Source organism: Clostridium gelidum (assembly GCF_019977655.1).
Classification (GTDB): domain Bacteria; phylum Bacillota; class Clostridia; order Clostridiales; family Clostridiaceae; genus Clostridium; species Clostridium gelidum.
Window position 1 is genome coordinate 4,786,626 of record NZ_AP024849.1, and the last position, 17,721, is coordinate 4,804,346.

The window sequence follows — 17,721 nt, forward strand, 5'->3', positions numbered from 1 at the left end:
TAATCAAGTAAATTTACTTTTTATCCAAGGCTCCGTCTCTATACTCTTATATAATCCTAATCCAATCTATTGATTAGATACTTTCATGGAATGTTCTGCTTATTACTTCTAATTGTTGTTCCTTTGATAATCTACTGAAGTTAACTGCATATCCTGAAACTCTAATTGTTAGTGTTGGATACTTATCTGGATTTTCCATAGCATCAATTAATGTTTGTCTGTTAAGAACATTAACATTTAAGTGATGAGCTCCTTGAACAAAATATCCATCTAAAATCGCAACTAAGTTATTAATCTTTTGCTCTTCATTTTTTCCAAGTGCTTCTGGAACAATTGAGAATGTATTAGAAACACCATCTTGGCATATTTCATTATATGGTATTTTAGCTACTGAGTTAAGTGATGCTAACGCTCCATTTACATCTCTACCATGCATTGGATTAGCTCCTGGCGCTAGTGGTTCACCCTTCTTTCTACCATCTGGAGTTGTACCTGTCTTTTTACCATACATAACATTAGATGTAATTGTAAGTGCTGATAATGTATGCTTAGCATCTCTATATAATGGATGTCTCTTAAGTTCATTTGAGAACTTAGTAACCAATGCTACGCCTAAATCATCTGCTCTATCATCATCATTTCCATATTTAGGAAATTCCCCTTCTACTTCAAAATCTATAGCTATTCCATCTTCATTTCTGATTGGCTTAACCTTAGCATACTTAATAGCTGATAATGAATCTATAGCAACTGAAAGTCCAGCAATACCAAAGGCCATTAATCTTTCTACATTTGTATCATGAAGCGCCATTTGACTAGCTTCATAAGCATATTTATCATGCATGCAGTGAATAATATTCATTGTATCTACATATATTTTAGCAATATACTCTAATACCTTGTCATAATTTGCTTTAACCTTAGCATAATCAAGAATTTCTTCATCTGTAAGCTTTTGAATTCCTGGTACTACTTTTATGCCCTTTAATTCATCTACGCCGCCGTTTATAGCATACAATAATGATTTAGCTACATTAGCTCTAGCTCCAAAGAATTGCATTTGCTTACCAACCTTCATGGCAGATACACAACAAGCTATAGTATAATCATCTCCATAAACTGGTCTCATAACTTCATCATTTTCATATTGAATAGCATCTGTCTTTATTGAAATTTCTGCACAATACCTTTTAAAGTTTTCTGGCAATTTATCCGACCATAAAACTGTAAGATTAGGTTCTGCTGATGTTCCGAGATTAATTAAAGTATGAAGATATCTATATGAATTCTTTGTTACAAGAGACTTACCGCTTATCCCCATACCTCCAATTGACTCAGTTACCCAAGTTGGATCTCCACCAAACAATTCATTATATTCTGGAGTTCTAAGATGTCTAACCAATCTCAATTTTATTATAAGTTGATCAACTAATTCTTGAGCCTCTTTTTCATTTATTAATCCTGCTTCTAAATCTCTTTCAATATATATATCTAAGAAAGTAGAAGTTCTTCCAAATGATGTTGCAGCTCCATTATTTTCTTTAATACCTGCTAAATATCCAAAGTATAAAGCTTGAACTGCTTCTTTAGCATTTTCAGCTGGCGCCGAAATATCGACTCCATATTTAGCGGCCATTGATTTTATAGCAGCTAATGCTCTTATTTGTTCATTTACTTCTTCTCTTTTTCTTACTAATTCATCAAGCATATCGCCAATCAAATTATCAAGATCTCTTTTCTTTTCTTCTATTAAATAATCAATACCATAAAGTGCTACTCTTCTATAGTCACCTACTATTCTACCTCTACCATAAGCATCTGGAAGCCCTGTTAAAAGCCCCGCACTTCTTGCAGCTCTGATTTCTTTTGTATAAGCATCAAATACTCCTTGATTATGAGTTTTTCTATATTGTGGAAAATACTTTTCAATATTTTCATCTAATTTATATCCATATTCCTTTAATGAACTTTGAACCATTCTAAGTCCACCAAATGGATTTACAATTCTCTTAAGAGGGGCATCTGTTTGAAGTCCAACTATTACTTCATTATCTTTATCTATATATCCTGGAGCATAATTATCAATTCCTGATACTACATCAGTAGCTACATCAATAATTCCCTTCTTAACTTCTTCAACAATTAATTCATATGCTTTTTTCCATACTTCATTTGTTTTTTCAGATATACCTTCTAAGAAGCTTGAATCACCTTCATATAAGTTATAATTTTTTTGTATAAAATTTCTTACATCTATACCTTCTTGCCAAGTTCCATCTTTAAAGCCATCCCATTGTTTAAACATTTGTTATCCTCCTTTATACTTTGTAGTAAAAAAATAGTTATTTTTTTATCAATCAATTCATACCTTTATTGTATACATTAACTCATCTCTTGTCAATGATATCTTCTATCATTTAATATTCGTTATCATTTTTTTGCGAAAAATATATTCCTCCTCAAAATTATTTTCATTAAGCAAAACTTATTTTTACGAATAAAAAAAACCCACTATCCAGGCTTTCATGCCCAGACGGTCGGCTTTCAATAGTCATACTTCACGTGGTAACCCACTTCCGTCAGTCATATGACTAGATTTCTTGTCATAATAATACTACGAGCAAATTAATTTGTCAATAATACTTTGTTCATTTCATGAGTTAAATCATACTTTATTATATACATACTTTTATATATTATCCATGATATTATTCATCAATTAATGTTGATTTTCACTCTTTGAAAAATTATTATTTAATTTTTTCAAATAATAATTGAATTTTTTTAATTATGATTTATAATTTAATATAAATCGAATAATATAAATCCAATAAAATATATTGAAGTTCTAAATATTACTTCATATATTTGAATATCAAATCGCTTTACATTCCCATTAACTACTTTTTTAAATTTATAACATAAATTTAACATGTTTAAAAAACAATTGACATAAATCGATGGTATAATTTTATTACAAATTTAATTTATCCATTAGCTAGACTCGTGATATATCCATTAATTAGGAAACAACAATTGCATGATCCTGAACTGCAGCCCCCTTATAGATAGATTTTGGCCCTTGAGGTTATAAGTTCTTCTAAGCTTCAGGTATATGGAATCGTATAATCTTATGTCTATTTTTAGAATACTTAATACTAGCAATTACTTTATACATAATTAGAAGGAGAGACGAGCCAATGGAGAGGACTGCAAAAACATACTTTTTTTCATTTATAGGAATACTTTTATCTATCTTTATAATTTACCAAATTCTTTCTTATTGTAATTTTTTTAGAAATGATTTAATTATTATAAATAAGACTGTATACTCTAACTTACTTCCAGAAAATGACTTTAAAAGTCCCTATACTCCCAAAATCAAATTTGCAGATAGACCTGTAACCAAAATTAATGGTGTAAGCTTAAATATCTTAAATGAAACTAATATAACCAATGTTCCTATGTTACTTAAGGCTCAAAGATATTATATACCTCTTAAGTTTATTTGTAATAAACTTAATTATACGATCGATACTTCTGCTGACTCTATTTTATTATCTAGTGATGATAATAAAATAGAGTTAACTGAAAATTCTTATGATAAAAATTCTAGGACAGGCACTCTTCGTGGTAATTTGATAAACAGTAATGGTACTAATTATATTTCAATATCCGATATAGAAGAAATTTTTAATTTAATTGCTGTGTTTGACTTTAAAAATAATAATATTAGTTTACTTCCTAATAATATTACGACACCTGAAGATTCATCAGTATTGTATAGTGATAAAATTGCTTTAATTAGATTTGAAGACTTTACTTGTGGTTATTCAAACACTGTGGACAAAAATCAAACAAAAATTAAATGCATGGCTGATCTTCTATATTCTCAAGGCATGAAATTTCATGTTGGCTGGATTCCTAGATTTGTATCTCCTCCAGACAATATTGATAATGACTTATTGAAAGTTAATAATATAACAAATGTGGGATTTGTAAACTTACTTGACTATATACTTAATAAAGGTGGAGAAATCGGACTTCATGGCTATACTCATCAACATGGTAATGAGATAAGTGGATCTGGCGAAGAGATGTCTAAAGATGTAAATAACACAATTCCCGAAACTAGAGCTATAATTGAAAATGGAATTGATGTTGCAAGTGCTTTAAACATTCCTATTTCCTTTTACGAAAGCCCTCATTATAGAGGCACTGAGCTTCAACGAAAAGTTATTGAAGACTATTTTCAGTTTTTATACGTTCCCTTTGACAGCACAAAAAAGAATGTTTATTCACCTGATGATTATCACTTATACGTTCCAGCGCCTTTAGGACGTGTACATGATTTAGATACTTCTGATATAATTAATGGACTCAATAAAAATGATCCTGACGTACTAAATAGTTTTTACTATCATCCATCTATTGAAATAGATTATATAAATTTTAACACTATAGGTAATAAATTAAATGTAACCTTTGATGAAAAGTCACCATTACAACAAATAGTTAAAACCCTTAACGATGATAAATATACAACCGTTCATATTGGTGAACTTACAGCAAAATAAGAGAATCTATATTTTATAAAATGCAAAAATACTTGCAGTAATCTTTAATAATTAAGTTTACTGCAAGTATTTTTTATATTGTACACTATTTTTATTTTGCTCCGTATTGTTTATAGTAGTCATCAATTCTTTCTTTGATGTCATCTGTTATAAGTATGTTTCCATTAATTTCTCTGTTATATAGATACTCTATAACTTCACTCATAGTAACTATAGCACATGTTTTAAATCCAAATTTTTCTCTAATTTCAACTAATGCTGATTGTTCTCCTTGACCTCGTTCCATTCTATCTACTGATATTATAAGCCCTTTAACATTAACGTCTCCTTGACTCTTTAATATAGGCATAGTTTCATAAATTGAAGTTCCTGCTGTTGTAACATCTTCAACGATTATTACTTTATCCCCATCTTTTAATTTGCTTCCTAGAAGAATTCCTGTATCTCCATGATCCTTCACTTCTTTTCTATTTGAACAATATCTTACATCAATATCAAATGAATTTGAAAGCGCTATAGCTGTTGTAACACCTAATGGAATCCCTTTATATGCAGGTCCAAATAATACATCATAGTCATCACCGAAGTTCTCATTTATAGCTTCTGCATAAAATTCTCCAAGTCTTTTTAATTCACTTCCCGTTTGATAATTTCCTGTATTTACAAAGAAGGGTGTCTTTCTTCCGCTCTTAGTAACAAAGTCCCCAAATGTTAATACTCCACATTCTATCATAAAATCAATAAATTCTTTTTTATAAGCTTTCATTAATAATCCCTCCGTTAATTCTATTTTCTATGTACATAATATTTTTTTATTATTTAGCTAATTCATTTAATGCTTCATCATATTCAGTAGCCAAGCTGTCTATTAAATTTTTAGTTTATTTTACTTCTTTTTCTTCACCTAAAGTCATTATTTTCACGTCTTTTCTTTTTAACTATAGTTTATATTATATCTAAGTATATTAATTTTTCAAACCTAAAGATATCTCATTAGCTTTTATATTATCCCTACTATTTCATTAATATCTTTTATACCTTGTTCTTTTAGAAAGGCTTCCATTTCTTGAATAATTTCTTTTCCAGCCATAGGGTTTACAAAGTTAATAGTTCCAATTTGAATTGCACTAGCCCCTGCCATCATAAATTCAATAGCATCTTTTCCGCTTGCTATTCCCCCAAGGCCTATTACTGGTATCTCAACAGCTTTAGATACTTCATAAACCATTCTAAGGGCTATTGGTTTAATTGCTGGGCCCGAAAGGCCTGCTGTTATGTTATTGAAAACTGGCTTTCTCTTATATACATCTATAGCCATTCCCTTTAATGTATTTATAAGAGAAATAGAATCTGCTCCAGCTTCTTGACATTTAAAAGCCATCTCTACTATATCTTCTGCATTAGGAGATAACTTTACCATTAACGGCTTTTTAGACATATCTTTAATTTTTTTCACTACATCGTAAGCTACATCTGCTTTAATTCCAAATGCCATTCCACCATGTTTTACATTAGGGCAAGAAATGTTAAGTTCAATCATATCTACATCTGTATTATTAATTTTAGCTACAGCTGCTTCATAATCTTCTAAACATCCACCTCCAATATTTGCTATGACGTTAGTCCCTAGCTTTCTCATCTTAGGAAGTTCGTTTTGTATAAATGCATCTATTCCCGGATTATTTAATCCTACTGAATTCATCATTCCAGATGGCGTTTCATATACTCTAAGACCATCATTTCCCTCTTTAGGATTAATTGTAAGCCCCTTTGAAGATATTCCTCCAAGGATTCCAACATCATAAAAATTATTGTATTCGTTGCCGAAACCAAAGGTTCCTGAAGCAGCAATTACAGGATTCTTAAATTCTACTCCATTAATGTTTACTTTCATCATTTTAGTATTCCTCCTCTGGTTTCTTATAATTCCACGTAGTACCCATCAAATATTGGACCATCTTTGCACGTTCTCTTATTACCCTCTTTTGTTTTACAAGTGCATACTAAACAAGCTCCAACTCCACAAGCCATATGTTTTTCCATTGATACGTATATAGAAACATTTTTTTCTTTGCACATGTCTACAACTTTTTTCATCATGATTTCAGGTCCACAACATAGAACTGTATCATAATTTTCTGGTTTTAAAATATCCGTAACAAAGCCCTTATGGCCATGCTTTCCTGTATTGGTAGATATACGAACTTCATTTACATATTCTTTTAATTCATCTATTAAATAAATTTCATCTCTAAAACCTACATATAAATCTATTATTTGATTTGCATTCTTTTTTCTCAATTTCTTTGCAAGTTCTAGCATAGGTGCAGTTCCTATTCCTCCTGCAACTAATGCAACCTTCTTATAATCTTTTTCTAAATCAAATCCATTTCCAAGAGGCCCTGTTAAACTTATTTCATCATTTTCTTTAAGTTTTGCATATTCTTTAGTTCCAGTTCCCATTACTGCATATAAAAATGTTAGCTTATTTTCAGACTTTTCACATATACTTATTGGTCTTGGAAGGAATGTTACTCCATTAAGTTTCAGCATATAAAATTGACCTGCTTTTATTTCACTATCATCTTCTACAACTAATTTATATATATCCTTTGAAATCTCTTCATTTGAAATCACCTTTGCATTTCTATAAGTTATAGCCATGTTCTGCCTCCTCAAATTTAAATCTATATTCCTGTAACCCGCATTTTCTAAGCAAATTCTAAAATTGTAAAATTCTTATATTCTTAAAATATTCATGGTTTAGAACTTTAGAATTTTTATTCTCATCTGTAATTTTGCTATCAATTATGCTTGTTTTACTGCCGCTCTAATTGCATCTCTCATCTTTATAGCTTCTTCTCTAGCACACGCTGCAAATTCTTCTGGTTTGTTTTCCTTCTTATAAGCAAGTAATATTCCTCTTGAAGAATTAACAACGCCACCATTTCCATTATTTAAATATAATGCAACATCTTCTGCTTTTCCGCCTTGCGCGCCATAACCTGGAATTAAGAAGAACATGTTATTATAGTTTGCTCTTATCTTCTTTCCTTCTTCAACATGAGTACATCCCATAACTCCGCCTATTGCAGTATATCCACATTTCCCTGTGAAGTTTTTTCCAATTTCAGTTATCTTATCTGCTACAACTTCATAAACTTTTTTATTCTCAGTAGTATCTAAATATTCAATATCTTCTGCTCCTGGATTGGATGTTCTAACTAAGCTAAATACTCCCTTATTACCTTTTTCTAAATAAGGCAAATATGGTTCTATACTATCCATTCCCATATATGGACTTAAAGTTATAAAGTCTGCTTCAAAGTCTCCTTCAAAGTGAGCCTTTGCATACATGCTAGCCGTTGCTGCTATATCTCCTCTTTTTATATCTGCTATTATTATTTCATCTTTTTCTCTTAAATAATCTAAAGTCTTCTTATAAGCAGTTAAACCCTCTAATCCTAATGCTTCATAATATGCAATTTGAACCTTAAAACATGCAGATACATCATATGTTGCATCTATGATTTGTTTGTTAAATTCAAATATTGCGCTTCCTGGAGTTCTACCGTTTCTTATGTGGTCTGGTACATAGTCCAATGCCGTATCTAACCCTACACAAACAACTCCTCTTTTTTCAACTCTATCATATAACTTATCGATTATGTAACTTGTCATTTTAAATCACCCTTCTTTCATTATTCATCTTTACTAAATTTAATTTCTCCACCCTTTATTGTGGCAAGTATTTCGCCATAAAACTCCATACCCTCAAATGGTGTATTTCTTCCTTTTGATGCAAATTCTTCACAATTGACTTTTATTTTTTTATCAACATCTACTAAAACAAAATCTCCATCTATTCCTACACTAATCTTTCCCTTATTCATATCTAAAATTTTTGCTGGATTATAAGACATAAGTTCACTCAATTTATTCAATGAAATATCATTTTCCTTAACTAATTTAGTAAAACAAATTGAAAAAGCTGTTTCGAGACCAACCATTCCTGGAGAACCTTTTCTCTTTTCCTCGTCTGTATGAGGAGCATGATCTGTTCCTATGGTATCAACCATTCCTAGTTTTATAGCCTCTATTATTGCCTCTACATCTTCTTTTTCTCTAATTGGTGGATTAACCCTATAGTCATTTATATCTCTTGTAAGTCCAATGTGATGAGGTGTAACCTCTAATGTGATATTGGCTCCACTCATTTTTCCATCAATAATATACTTTATAGATTCTTTTGTGCTAACATGGCACATATGTAATCTAGCTTTACTTAATTTAGCTAATTCAACATCTCTAAGTGTCATCATATTTTCAGCTATTCTCATGTCTATTTTTGAAAATTCCGGACTTTCTGCATGAGACATTATAACCCAATTATTTCTCTTTGCAATTTCCATTGCTTCAAGCATTGTATTTGAATTATTTACTCCAACTCCATCGTCTGAAATTGCTTTGATTTTCTTGTCATAACCAAGTTCTTCTAAATGACTTAAAGTAATTCCATCAAAGTTCTTTGTAACTGATAAACATTGATGTATATCTATTAAATTAAGTTCGTTTGATTTATTTCTTACATATTCTAAAGTTTCTTTTGATGAGCATATAGGATTTGTATTTGCCATTAAACAAACTCCTGTATATCCTCCCTTAAGCGCTGCTCTAGAACCTGTTTCAATGTCTTCTTTCCATGTAAGTCCTGGGTCTCTAAAATGGGCATGAGTATCTATAAATGCTGGCATTAAAGTCTTACCATTACAATTAAGTGTCTTGATATTTTCTTTATGTATTTCTTTGGCTATTTCTTCTATTAATCCATTATTAATATATATGTCTCCTACAAAATCTTGAGTTACATCTATGATTCTTGCATTTTTAATTAATAGTTCCATATAACACCTACTTCCAATGCACAATTCATGCCCTTTATAATGTACTGTGAATTGTGTATTAATTAAATCAGTCTACTTAAACTATATATATTTCTATGATTAAATTTTTGTTTTCTACGTATTACAAATCTGATAATTTTGTTATTTCATCACAGTACTCACATCTATACCTACCTGTTTCTTTATCAACAAGTATAAATGAATGTGGTACATACTCCTCCTGAATTGTTATACAACTTGGATTCTTACATTTTATAATATTAAAAACATTACTTGGTAATGTTGGAATAACTTTATTAATTATTTTTTCATCCTTCACTTCGCATATAGTTATTGTTGGCGAAAGTAATCCTAAAACAGTATAATCAAGCTTATCACATTGCTCTATCTTTATTATATCCTTCTTCCCAAGTTTCTTACTATCTGCATTAATTATAAGGGCAACACTGTAATCTTTAGTATCTAATCCTAAATAATTAAATATCTTAACGCCTATTCCTGCTTGAATATGATCTATTACTATTCCATTTTTGATACTTGTTATCTCAAGCATTTACATCACCCCTAAAAGTTTAATCATTAATGCCATTCTTACATACATTCCATATTCAGCTTGTTTAAAATATGAAGCTCTGTTATCTTCATCTACTTCATATGCAATTTCATTTACTCTTGGTAGCGGATGCATTACTATCATATCATCTTTAGCTATGTTCATTTTTGCTTTATCTAATATATAGCTATTCTTAAGCCTTAAATATTCCTCTTCATTAAAGAATCTTTCTTTTTGGACTCTTGTCATATATAAAATATCCAAATTTCCAATTACATCTTCCAATTTCTCGACTTCTGTATATTCAATATTATTCTTTTCTAATATTTCTTCTCTGATATATTGTGGCACTGCAAGTTCCTTTGGTGATATCAATACAAACTTATTATTTTGATATCTTGACATTGCTTTTATAAGAGAATGTACTGTTCTACCAAATTTTAAATCTCCACAAATTCCAATGGTATGATTATTTAAGCCCTTCTTTAAACTTGTTATTGTAAGCAAATCTGCTAAAGTTTGAGTTGGGTGCTGATGGCCCCCATCTCCTGCATTTATTATTGGAACGTTTGAATAGATACTTGCAACTTTTGCTGCACCTTCTTTAGGATGTCTCATAGTTATAATATCCGAATATATTGATACCATTTTAATGGTGTCAGCTAATGTTTCACCTTTTGAAATTGATGTTGAATTTGGTTCTGAAAAACCAAGAATTTTACCACCAAGTCTCATCATTGCTGCTTCAAAGCTCAATCTAGTCCTTGTACTTGGTTCATAAAATAAAGTAGCTAAAATTTTTCCATCACATATATGAGAAAACTCTTCTGGATGTGTCATTATTTGATGTGCTAAATTAAATATTTCATCTAATTCCTCTATTGTAAAGTCCATAGGCTCTATTAGATGTTTAATCTCTTTTTTCATTTTTTATCACTCCTTGCTAACCTCTCTGTGTTAATTTAAAGGGAGAACATTATATAATAAGGCATATGAAGGAAAATAAAAAGTTAATGATGCTATGTATATTTCGCACTAGACAATGAAGTATGTTTGCCTCATAGTGGGCTATTAGGTAAACATGCTGACGAAGTATGGTACGAAATAGACTAGCATGCTGACTTTTTATTTTTTTGAATATGCCTATATATAAAAAAAGCTTCCTTTAAATAAATAAAGGAAGGCATAATAATCCTAAATATATGGCATTATATAACTTCCTTAATGATCTCTCTGAATCAAATTAAAGGTTATTCTTTTTGTAAGGATAACATTTCTTTGATGTTGTGTCAATAAAAATAATTTACCCTGATTTTGATTTTTTATATCTGAGTATGAAAAATAACTCCTAGTTTTCTAGGAGTTATTATGTTACTCTAAAAATTATTCATTACACTATCCCACATCATCTTACCACACTTTGCAAGTGTTACTGTTCCATATACACTATTAGGAATTCCCATTGAAAGAACAGTGAATGTGAAAGATCCTTTTTTAACATGAATTAATGCTGTATCATTTTCTACACTAGTCTTATCACCTGTTTTGCTACAAATTTCATATTTCAAATCATCTGGTATATAAAGAGCTAGCTTATTTTTCATTTGTTGTCTTTGTAATATATCCGTAAGCATTGTGCTATTTTTCTTATTTAAAAAACTTGCATTATATAAGTGCCTCCATATCTTTGCTAAATCTAAAGCACTTGTTATATTTTCAACTCCACTACTTAATGCTCTTTCATCTGAAGTCTTTCTATTTAATTTAGTATTTTTTAATCCTTGAGCTATTATATCCTCATTTATATTATCAATACCTACTATATCTATAAGTTTGTTTGCTGCTGTGTTATCACTTTGTATAAGCATTGCAACTAACAATTCAAATATAGTGTATTCTCTATTATCAAATTCATGTAATATTCCAGTTCCATAAACTTTATCTTCTTCTTCAATTTTTATTTTATCTAAAAATGAACCTTTTCCATCTTCAACATACTTTATTACAGATACTGATATTGGAAGTTTCATACACCCAGCACTTGTCATCTGTACATTTTCATTATACCCAAAACTAAATCCACTTTCTAAATCTTCAAAGAAAAATGAATATGTTCCTATTCTAGACTCTAAATATCTTTTAATTTCTTTCATAATACCCACCGCTTTCTAAAATACTCTTAATGTCATTAGGTATCTTATGAGTACCTAACTATTATTCGTTAATACTCATGTTAGTAGTCTAACTAATCTGCAAATGATATACCTGTTTTCTTTGCTATAGTTACCAATTCTCCACTTGGATCTACTTGTTTATTGTTTCCAATAACATTTTCTAAACTATCATACGAAACTTCATTGCCTTTTAAACATACCATACTTCCAAATTTACCTTCATTGATAAGCTCTACAGCAGCAACTCCATATCTTGTTGATAATATTCTATCAACTGTGCATGTAGTTCCACCTCTTTGAAGGTGACCTAAAACTGTACATCTAACTTCTCTATCTTTAACTAATTTTTCTAAATCTGCAGCCAATTTGTTTCCAATTCCTCCAAGTCTTATTGGGTCTGGACTATCTGAAACTATTTTAGCAACAACAACTTCACCATCTTTAGGCTTCGCACCTTCTGATACAACAATTATAGTAAATAAGTATCCATTTCTTTTTCTTTCTTCAATTTTTTGAACAATTTTATTTATGTCATATGGAATTTCCGGTAATATAATAACACTAGCTGAGCCAGCTATTCCTGATTCTAAAGCTATAAAACCTGCATTTCTTCCCATAACTTCAAGAATCATAATTCTATGATGAGATTCTGCAGTTGTATGCAATCTATCTAAAGCCTCAGTTGCAATATCTATTGCCGTATTAAAACCAAATGTTATATCTGTTGACCCTAAGTCATTATCTATAGTTTTAGGAACACCTATAACCTTAACGCCTTTTCTTGAAAAATCTCTAGCTGATGTTAATGTTCCATCACCACCAATGACTATTAAAACGTCTACACCTTCTTTTTTTAGATTTTCAACTGCTACATCCGATACATCTTTTTTAACAGTTTTTCCATCTTCCTCTACTGTATAATCAAATAAATTATCTTTATTTGAACTATAAAGTATTGTTCCACCTTTAGATACAAGACCTGATACAGTTGCTAAATCTAACTTAATAAAATCATTGTTATATAATCCTCTATACCCAAATTTATATCCAATAACTTCATATCCATAGTTTAATATTGCCGACTTTGTTACAGCTCTTATAACTGCATTTAATCCTGGACAGTCGCCTCCTCCAGTTAATAAAGCTATCTTTTTAATATCTTTGGTCATCTTAAAATCCCCCTATACCATAATCTTCTTTTGAAAATAGTACTAAAAGTAAATTATCATTATTTTCTGACTATTTACTTAATAATATCACAAACTTTAATTTATGAAAAGCATTAATTTACAATATATTCTTTACTTAAATAAGAATTGAAAATTTATATTTAAGTAAAGATATATTACATGGAAACTTATGCTCATTTCTATCTACATTGATATGAATTTGAAAAATCCTAGTATAGCAAATATTATACCTGCGCCTATTCTATATACTGCAAATACTCTCATAGGTCTCTTCTTTAAATAATCTATAAATTTCCTCATAACTATTAATGCAACAATAAATGATATAACAAATCCGATAATTAAAGCAAGTACATATGTCAAATTCATTGTAGAATAATCATATTTTATTAAATCTAATGCTGATGAACCAACCATGGCTGGAATCGCTAAGAAAAATGAATATTCCGCTGCAACAGTAGTTGAAAGTCCTGCTATCCAACCACCCATTATTGTAGATGCACTTCTTGACATTCCTGGCCACATAGCAAGACATTGAAAACACCCTATTTTAAAAGAATCTATAGGTGTAATTTTATCTATATCTCTTATTGAATGTTTATTTTTTCTAAATTTATTTTCAATTACTATTAATAGAATACCTCCAACAATAAATCCAATTACAACAGGTCCTACTCCGAATAATACTGATTTTATTTTATCATGTAAAATCAATCCTATTATCATAGCTGGAATTGATCCAATAATAATATTAATACCAAATGCAAACCCAACTTTTCCTTTTTTACCTTTTGTACATATATAAGTAAAAAATTCAATTACACTATTCTTGATTTTTTCCCAATACAAGACTACAACTGCTAGTATTGCACCTAATTGAATTACAACTTCAAACATATTTGCAAATTTACCTTGAAAGTTAATAATACTTCCCGTTAATATAAGATGTCCTGTGGATGATACTGGAATAAATTCTGTTAAACCTTCAACTATACCCATAATAATAGCCTTAATTATAAATAAAATGTCCAATCCCATTTAAACTTCACTCACTTTCTGTTATTTTTATTTAGCTGCTTGCAAAATTACGCAAGTGCTTATTTAATCCTATTACTGCATTGTAAACTACTTTAGTTTTTTTCATATTGAAATATCTTTCAACTTCCTTACAAATTCGAAAGATATTTTATTATTGCCTAAATTTAATTTTCTTATATATCAATTCTTTTTCTATTAAGGCACATGAAAATAAATAACAAGTCCAAAGTTGTTATGAATATTTTTCATCAGGCAAGGAGACGAATTGCCCTCATAGCGGTCCTATCAGGTCAATTTACCGACGTAGCATGATGGAAAATAGGCTGACAAAGGGACTTGTTATTTTTTTGATTGTGCCTAAAACATTACTAAAGTAGCTTATCCATTTAATAATAATTAAGGAACAACTTTAAAGTTCCTCCTTAAAACTTATTTCTATTTCTCTATTATACTCAATACCTCTTTTTCTTCATTTTTTAAATTAGGCACATAACTTTTTAGCAATGTAAAATCTCCAACTAATTCATAATCTCCAAGGGTTGCAGGAATAAAAATACTATCTCCCATAAATATTTTTTCTTCTCCACCACTGTATTTTATTACACCATTACCGTCAACACAAGTGAATAAATAAAATCTATCTTCATCACTCTTTTCCTTTACAGATGTATTAATTTTATATTTTTGTATTGTAAAATATTCGCCTAAACAAAGATATGTTTTATCATATCCATCTTTTTGTACTAATATGCCATTTGAATTTTCGATCTTAAGAGAAAAATCTATTACATCTAAGCCTTTTTCCACATGTATTTCTCTGCCTCTATTATAATCATAAACTCTATATGTAGTATCACTATTTTGTTGGATCTCAGCAATTAATACACCTTCACATATAGCATGCACAAGTCCACTTTGTACATAGAAAAAGTCACCTTTTTTAACTGGAATTTTATTTAAATATTTATCTAAGTTTCCTTCATCGATTGCTTTTTTAAATGTTTCTTTATCACAATCTTTTGTTCCAACTATTAATGAAGCATTTTTCTCTGCATCCAATACATACCAAGCTTCTGTCTTTCCTGAATCCTTCTCAACTCTATTTGCATATTCATCATTTGGATGAACTTGAACTGAAAGTTTATCTTGTGCAGTTATTAATTTAATTAAAAGTGGAAATTCTTTCGTATCTATTTCATTACCTAGAAGTTTTTTACCATAAAGTTGTATTATCTCATCAAAAGTTTTTCCTTTTAATTCACCATTTTCAACTTTGCCTGTGCCATTTTTATGACAAGCAATATCCCAGCTTTCGCCTATTACACCTTCAGGAACATTATTTCTAAATTTCTCTAAGTCTTTTCCTCCCCATATTCTCTCATAATATAGGTTTTCAAATTTAATTGGATACATACTATTCTCTCCCTTACTTACGGTATTGTATTTTTATAAAAATTGACTACTCTGCATTTTAATTAGCATAAGACAATTATTCTAATAAAATAATTTAAGATCCGGCACTGTTAGCGTTGCTCCATTCCTTTTATTGTATACATCAGATAGATTTTTAACTCTATTATAATTCTGAGTTATTGTCTCTTTATCTTCTAAACTTGTTTTTTCATTTATACCCTCATATGCTGCTTTTAAATTAACCATAGCTCTATCTACATCTCCATCAATAGCTATATAATAACATCCTGCATTATTTAATGTTAAAATATCCTTTTTATCAAGAGTATATGCATTTCTTATTTCTTTAAGTGCATCTTCCTTTTTTTCTTTATTTAAATATACAGTTCCAAGAGCTCTATGATATTTTGTAACCTTATCATTTAGTGAAATACTCTTCTTTAATAGTTCTATAGCTTCATCTTCTCTTTGAGTATTAATTTTTATTAATGCCATATTATAATATATTTCAGCATCATTTGGTTTTATTTTAGAAGCCAACTCATAATAATGTAAAGCCTTAGATGTATCTTTTACTGTATTTCCATAATACTCTGCTATTTTAATTATAATATTATAATTAAAAGGTTCTTTATATAAAGCAGTTCTAAAATACGGCTCTATTTCTTCGGCTTTCTTTTGCTTAGTCATTATTTCAGGTATTAGAAATCCATAGTTATCAGGATAATCTTTGTTCATAATTATACTTTTCTCACAGTATTTAAAAGCTTCATTATATTCTTTATTATTATATGCTTGCCAAGCAGCAGCATGATATCCTATGAATGAATTTGGATCATTATCTATTATTTCATCTAAAACTTCTTTTCCCTTCTCCAATTCCCCCATGTTTTGGTACATATTAGACTTAATAAGCATTAAATTAATATTTCCAACATCTTCATTTTCCAATTCAGCAACTAATTGACCAGCTTTTTCTATTGAATCTTTGCTCATTGAATAAATTTTTGCTTCCCACATTTTATATGCAATTTCATCAGGGTCCTTTTTTTCAAGTTTTGAAATTCTATTTAAAATATCAACTTGATTATAATCTGCAATTTGAGCTATAACATCAAATATCTTCACTTCATTCTTATCTTTATACCAAGCATCTTTTAATAAAATGAATCCTTTATCAAAATCATCAACTAACATATTCATTCTTGCTAAAATAGCTATGTCACTTGCAGTTTCATCGCTTGTTGAATAATTGGTAAGTATTTCCTTTGCCTTGTCCTTATTACCATTTACCATATAAACAGTAAACATTGTTTTCAACAAATTCTTATCATTAGAATAATCTTGTAAAAACATTTCTCCATACTCTAAAGCTTTCTTTTCTTCGCCATTCATAAGAGTTGTGAAAACTATATAATTTGCTAATTCTCTATCTTTTATTTCAAGTGTATCTATTTTTTCTTTTTTAGTGTCTATAAGTCTATTCCTACTCTCATAAACTGTTTTAATAATATCATTTGATTTTGTATAATCACCTTTAACAGAATAAATTTCTGCAATTTTCATATTCCATATTGGCCATTCTTCTTCCTCTTGAAGCTTTGTATACCCTGCAATTGCTACATCATATTTTTTATTATAAAATGCTGCCTCTGCACTATTAGTCGCAATTGATACTTCTTCTTTCTTGGTTCCAACAACAGATTTTACCACTCCCGTAATTCCTATTGTTATACTTAAACACATAGTCATAGTTATAGCTGGAATGAAATATTTATTTTTTTTCAAAATACTAATATATTTTTTAAAATCACTTATATATTCTTTAGTTGATTTTTCCATGAATAAATCACACCTTACTTTTATACTCTG

14 protein-coding genes and 1 riboswitch are annotated in these 17,721 nt (G+C 29.5%); of the genes, 1 reads left to right on the forward strand and 13 read right to left on the reverse strand.

What is annotated here, in order from left to right; all coding sequences use genetic code 11:
• Nucleotides 1–73: 73 nt before the first annotated feature.
• Nucleotides 74–2,305, reverse strand: coding sequence for a formate C-acetyltransferase (gene pflB, locus psyc5s11_RS22025; RefSeq protein WP_224034609.1), 2,232 nt, complete (start codon nucleotides 2,303–2,305; stop codon nucleotides 74–76).
• 215 nt (nucleotides 2,306–2,520) lie between these two features.
• Nucleotides 2,521–2,597: riboswitch (ZMP/ZTP riboswitch) on the reverse strand.
• Between the two features lie 603 nt (nucleotides 2,598–3,200).
• Between pflB and psyc5s11_RS22030 the strand changes: the two genes are divergently transcribed.
• Nucleotides 3,201–4,577: a DUF2334 domain-containing protein gene (locus psyc5s11_RS22030; protein ID WP_224034610.1), complete on the forward strand. Its 1,377-nt coding sequence runs from the start codon at nucleotides 3,201–3,203 to the stop codon at nucleotides 4,575–4,577.
• A gap of 91 nt (nucleotides 4,578–4,668) precedes the next feature.
• Here the strand turns inward: psyc5s11_RS22030 and pyrE are convergent, their stop codons facing one another.
• The 12 genes from pyrE to psyc5s11_RS22090 form a co-directional block, all read right to left on the reverse strand.
• On the reverse strand, nucleotides 4,669–5,343 hold the full coding sequence (gene pyrE, locus psyc5s11_RS22035) for an orotate phosphoribosyltransferase (RefSeq protein ID WP_224034611.1): 675 nt from the start codon (nucleotides 5,341–5,343) through the stop codon (nucleotides 4,669–4,671).
• A gap of 234 nt (nucleotides 5,344–5,577) precedes the next feature.
• Nucleotides 5,578–6,474, reverse strand: a complete 897-nt coding sequence (locus psyc5s11_RS22040) for a dihydroorotate dehydrogenase (RefSeq protein ID WP_224034612.1) — start codon at nucleotides 6,472–6,474, stop codon at nucleotides 5,578–5,580.
• A gap of 23 nt (nucleotides 6,475–6,497) precedes the next feature.
• The gene (locus psyc5s11_RS22045) at nucleotides 6,498–7,241 is read right to left on the reverse strand and encodes a dihydroorotate dehydrogenase electron transfer subunit (protein WP_224034613.1); all 744 of its coding nucleotides are present in this window, start codon (nucleotides 7,239–7,241) and stop codon (nucleotides 6,498–6,500) included.
• A 144-nt stretch (nucleotides 7,242–7,385) separates the two neighbouring features.
• Complete coding sequence (gene pyrF, locus psyc5s11_RS22050; protein WP_224034614.1) at nucleotides 7,386–8,258, reverse strand: orotidine-5'-phosphate decarboxylase; 873 nt, start codon at nucleotides 8,256–8,258, stop codon at nucleotides 7,386–7,388.
• A 20-nt stretch (nucleotides 8,259–8,278) separates the two neighbouring features.
• The gene (locus psyc5s11_RS22055; RefSeq protein WP_224034615.1) at nucleotides 8,279–9,481 is read right to left on the reverse strand and encodes a dihydroorotase; all 1,203 of its coding nucleotides are present in this window, start codon (nucleotides 9,479–9,481) and stop codon (nucleotides 8,279–8,281) included.
• 121 nt (nucleotides 9,482–9,602) lie between these two features.
• Entirely contained in the window at nucleotides 9,603–10,034 is a 432-nt protein-coding gene (locus tag psyc5s11_RS22060; RefSeq protein ID WP_224034616.1) for an aspartate carbamoyltransferase regulatory subunit, read from the reverse strand.
• Nucleotides 10,035–10,961: an aspartate carbamoyltransferase gene (pyrB, locus tag psyc5s11_RS22065; RefSeq protein ID WP_224034617.1), complete on the reverse strand. Its 927-nt coding sequence runs from the start codon at nucleotides 10,959–10,961 to the stop codon at nucleotides 10,035–10,037.
• 449 nt (nucleotides 10,962–11,410) lie between these two features.
• On the reverse strand, nucleotides 11,411–12,187 hold the full coding sequence (locus psyc5s11_RS22070) for a serine hydrolase (RefSeq protein WP_224034618.1): 777 nt from the start codon (nucleotides 12,185–12,187) through the stop codon (nucleotides 11,411–11,413).
• Nucleotides 12,188–12,279: 92 nt separating this feature from the next.
• Entirely contained in the window at nucleotides 12,280–13,377 is a 1,098-nt protein-coding gene (locus psyc5s11_RS22075; RefSeq protein ID WP_224034619.1) for a 6-phosphofructokinase, read from the reverse strand.
• Between the two features lie 204 nt (nucleotides 13,378–13,581).
• A complete protein-coding gene (locus psyc5s11_RS22080) occupies nucleotides 13,582–14,436 on the reverse strand; it encodes an undecaprenyl-diphosphate phosphatase (RefSeq protein WP_224034620.1) in 855 nt (284 codons plus the stop codon).
• 435 nt (nucleotides 14,437–14,871) lie between these two features.
• Nucleotides 14,872–15,849 (reverse strand): type I phosphomannose isomerase catalytic subunit, encoded by a 978-nt coding sequence (locus tag psyc5s11_RS22085; RefSeq protein WP_224034621.1) that lies wholly within the window; start codon nucleotides 15,847–15,849, stop codon nucleotides 14,872–14,874.
• Nucleotides 15,850–15,930: 81 nt separating this feature from the next.
• Complete coding sequence (locus psyc5s11_RS22090) at nucleotides 15,931–17,691, reverse strand: tetratricopeptide repeat protein (protein ID WP_224034622.1); 1,761 nt, start codon at nucleotides 17,689–17,691, stop codon at nucleotides 15,931–15,933.
• Nucleotides 17,692–17,721 lie beyond the last annotated feature (30 nt).

Bases quoted from the DNA above. Each gene is read 5' to 3' on its own strand.
- psyc5s11_RS22060 (WP_224034616.1), bottom strand. From the start codon at position 10,034: ATGCTTGAGATAACAAGTATCAAAAATGGAATAGTAATAGATCATATT.
- psyc5s11_RS22080 (WP_224034620.1), bottom strand. From the start codon at position 14,436: ATGGGATTGGACATTTTATTTATAATTAAGGCTATTATTATGGGTATA.
- psyc5s11_RS22070 (WP_224034618.1), bottom strand. From the start codon at position 12,187: ATGAAAGAAATTAAAAGATATTTAGAGTCTAGAATAGGAACATATTCA.
- psyc5s11_RS22040 (WP_224034612.1), bottom strand. From the start codon at position 6,474: ATGATGAAAGTAAACATTAATGGAGTAGAATTTAAGAATCCTGTAATT.
- pflB (WP_224034609.1), bottom strand. From the start codon at position 2,305: ATGTTTAAACAATGGGATGGCTTTAAAGATGGAACTTGGCAAGAAGGT.
- psyc5s11_RS22085 (WP_224034621.1), bottom strand. From the start codon at position 15,849: ATGTATCCAATTAAATTTGAAAACCTATATTATGAGAGAATATGGGGA.
- psyc5s11_RS22055 (WP_224034615.1), bottom strand. From the start codon at position 9,481: ATGGAACTATTAATTAAAAATGCAAGAATCATAGATGTAACTCAAGAT.
- psyc5s11_RS22045 (WP_224034613.1), bottom strand. From the start codon at position 7,241: ATGGCTATAACTTATAGAAATGCAAAGGTGATTTCAAATGAAGAGATT.
- pyrF (WP_224034614.1), bottom strand. From the start codon at position 8,258: ATGACAAGTTACATAATCGATAAGTTATATGATAGAGTTGAAAAAAGA.
- pyrE (WP_224034611.1), bottom strand. From the start codon at position 5,343: ATGAAAGCTTATAAAAAAGAATTTATTGATTTTATGATAGAATGTGGA.
- psyc5s11_RS22030 (WP_224034610.1), top strand. From the start codon at position 3,201: ATGGAGAGGACTGCAAAAACATACTTTTTTTCATTTATAGGAATACTT.
- pyrB (WP_224034617.1), bottom strand. From the start codon at position 10,961: ATGAAAAAAGAGATTAAACATCTAATAGAGCCTATGGACTTTACAATA.
- psyc5s11_RS22090 (WP_224034622.1), bottom strand. From the start codon at position 17,691: ATGGAAAAATCAACTAAAGAATATATAAGTGATTTTAAAAAATATATT.
- psyc5s11_RS22075 (WP_224034619.1), bottom strand. From the start codon at position 13,377: ATGACCAAAGATATTAAAAAGATAGCTTTATTAACTGGAGGAGGCGAC.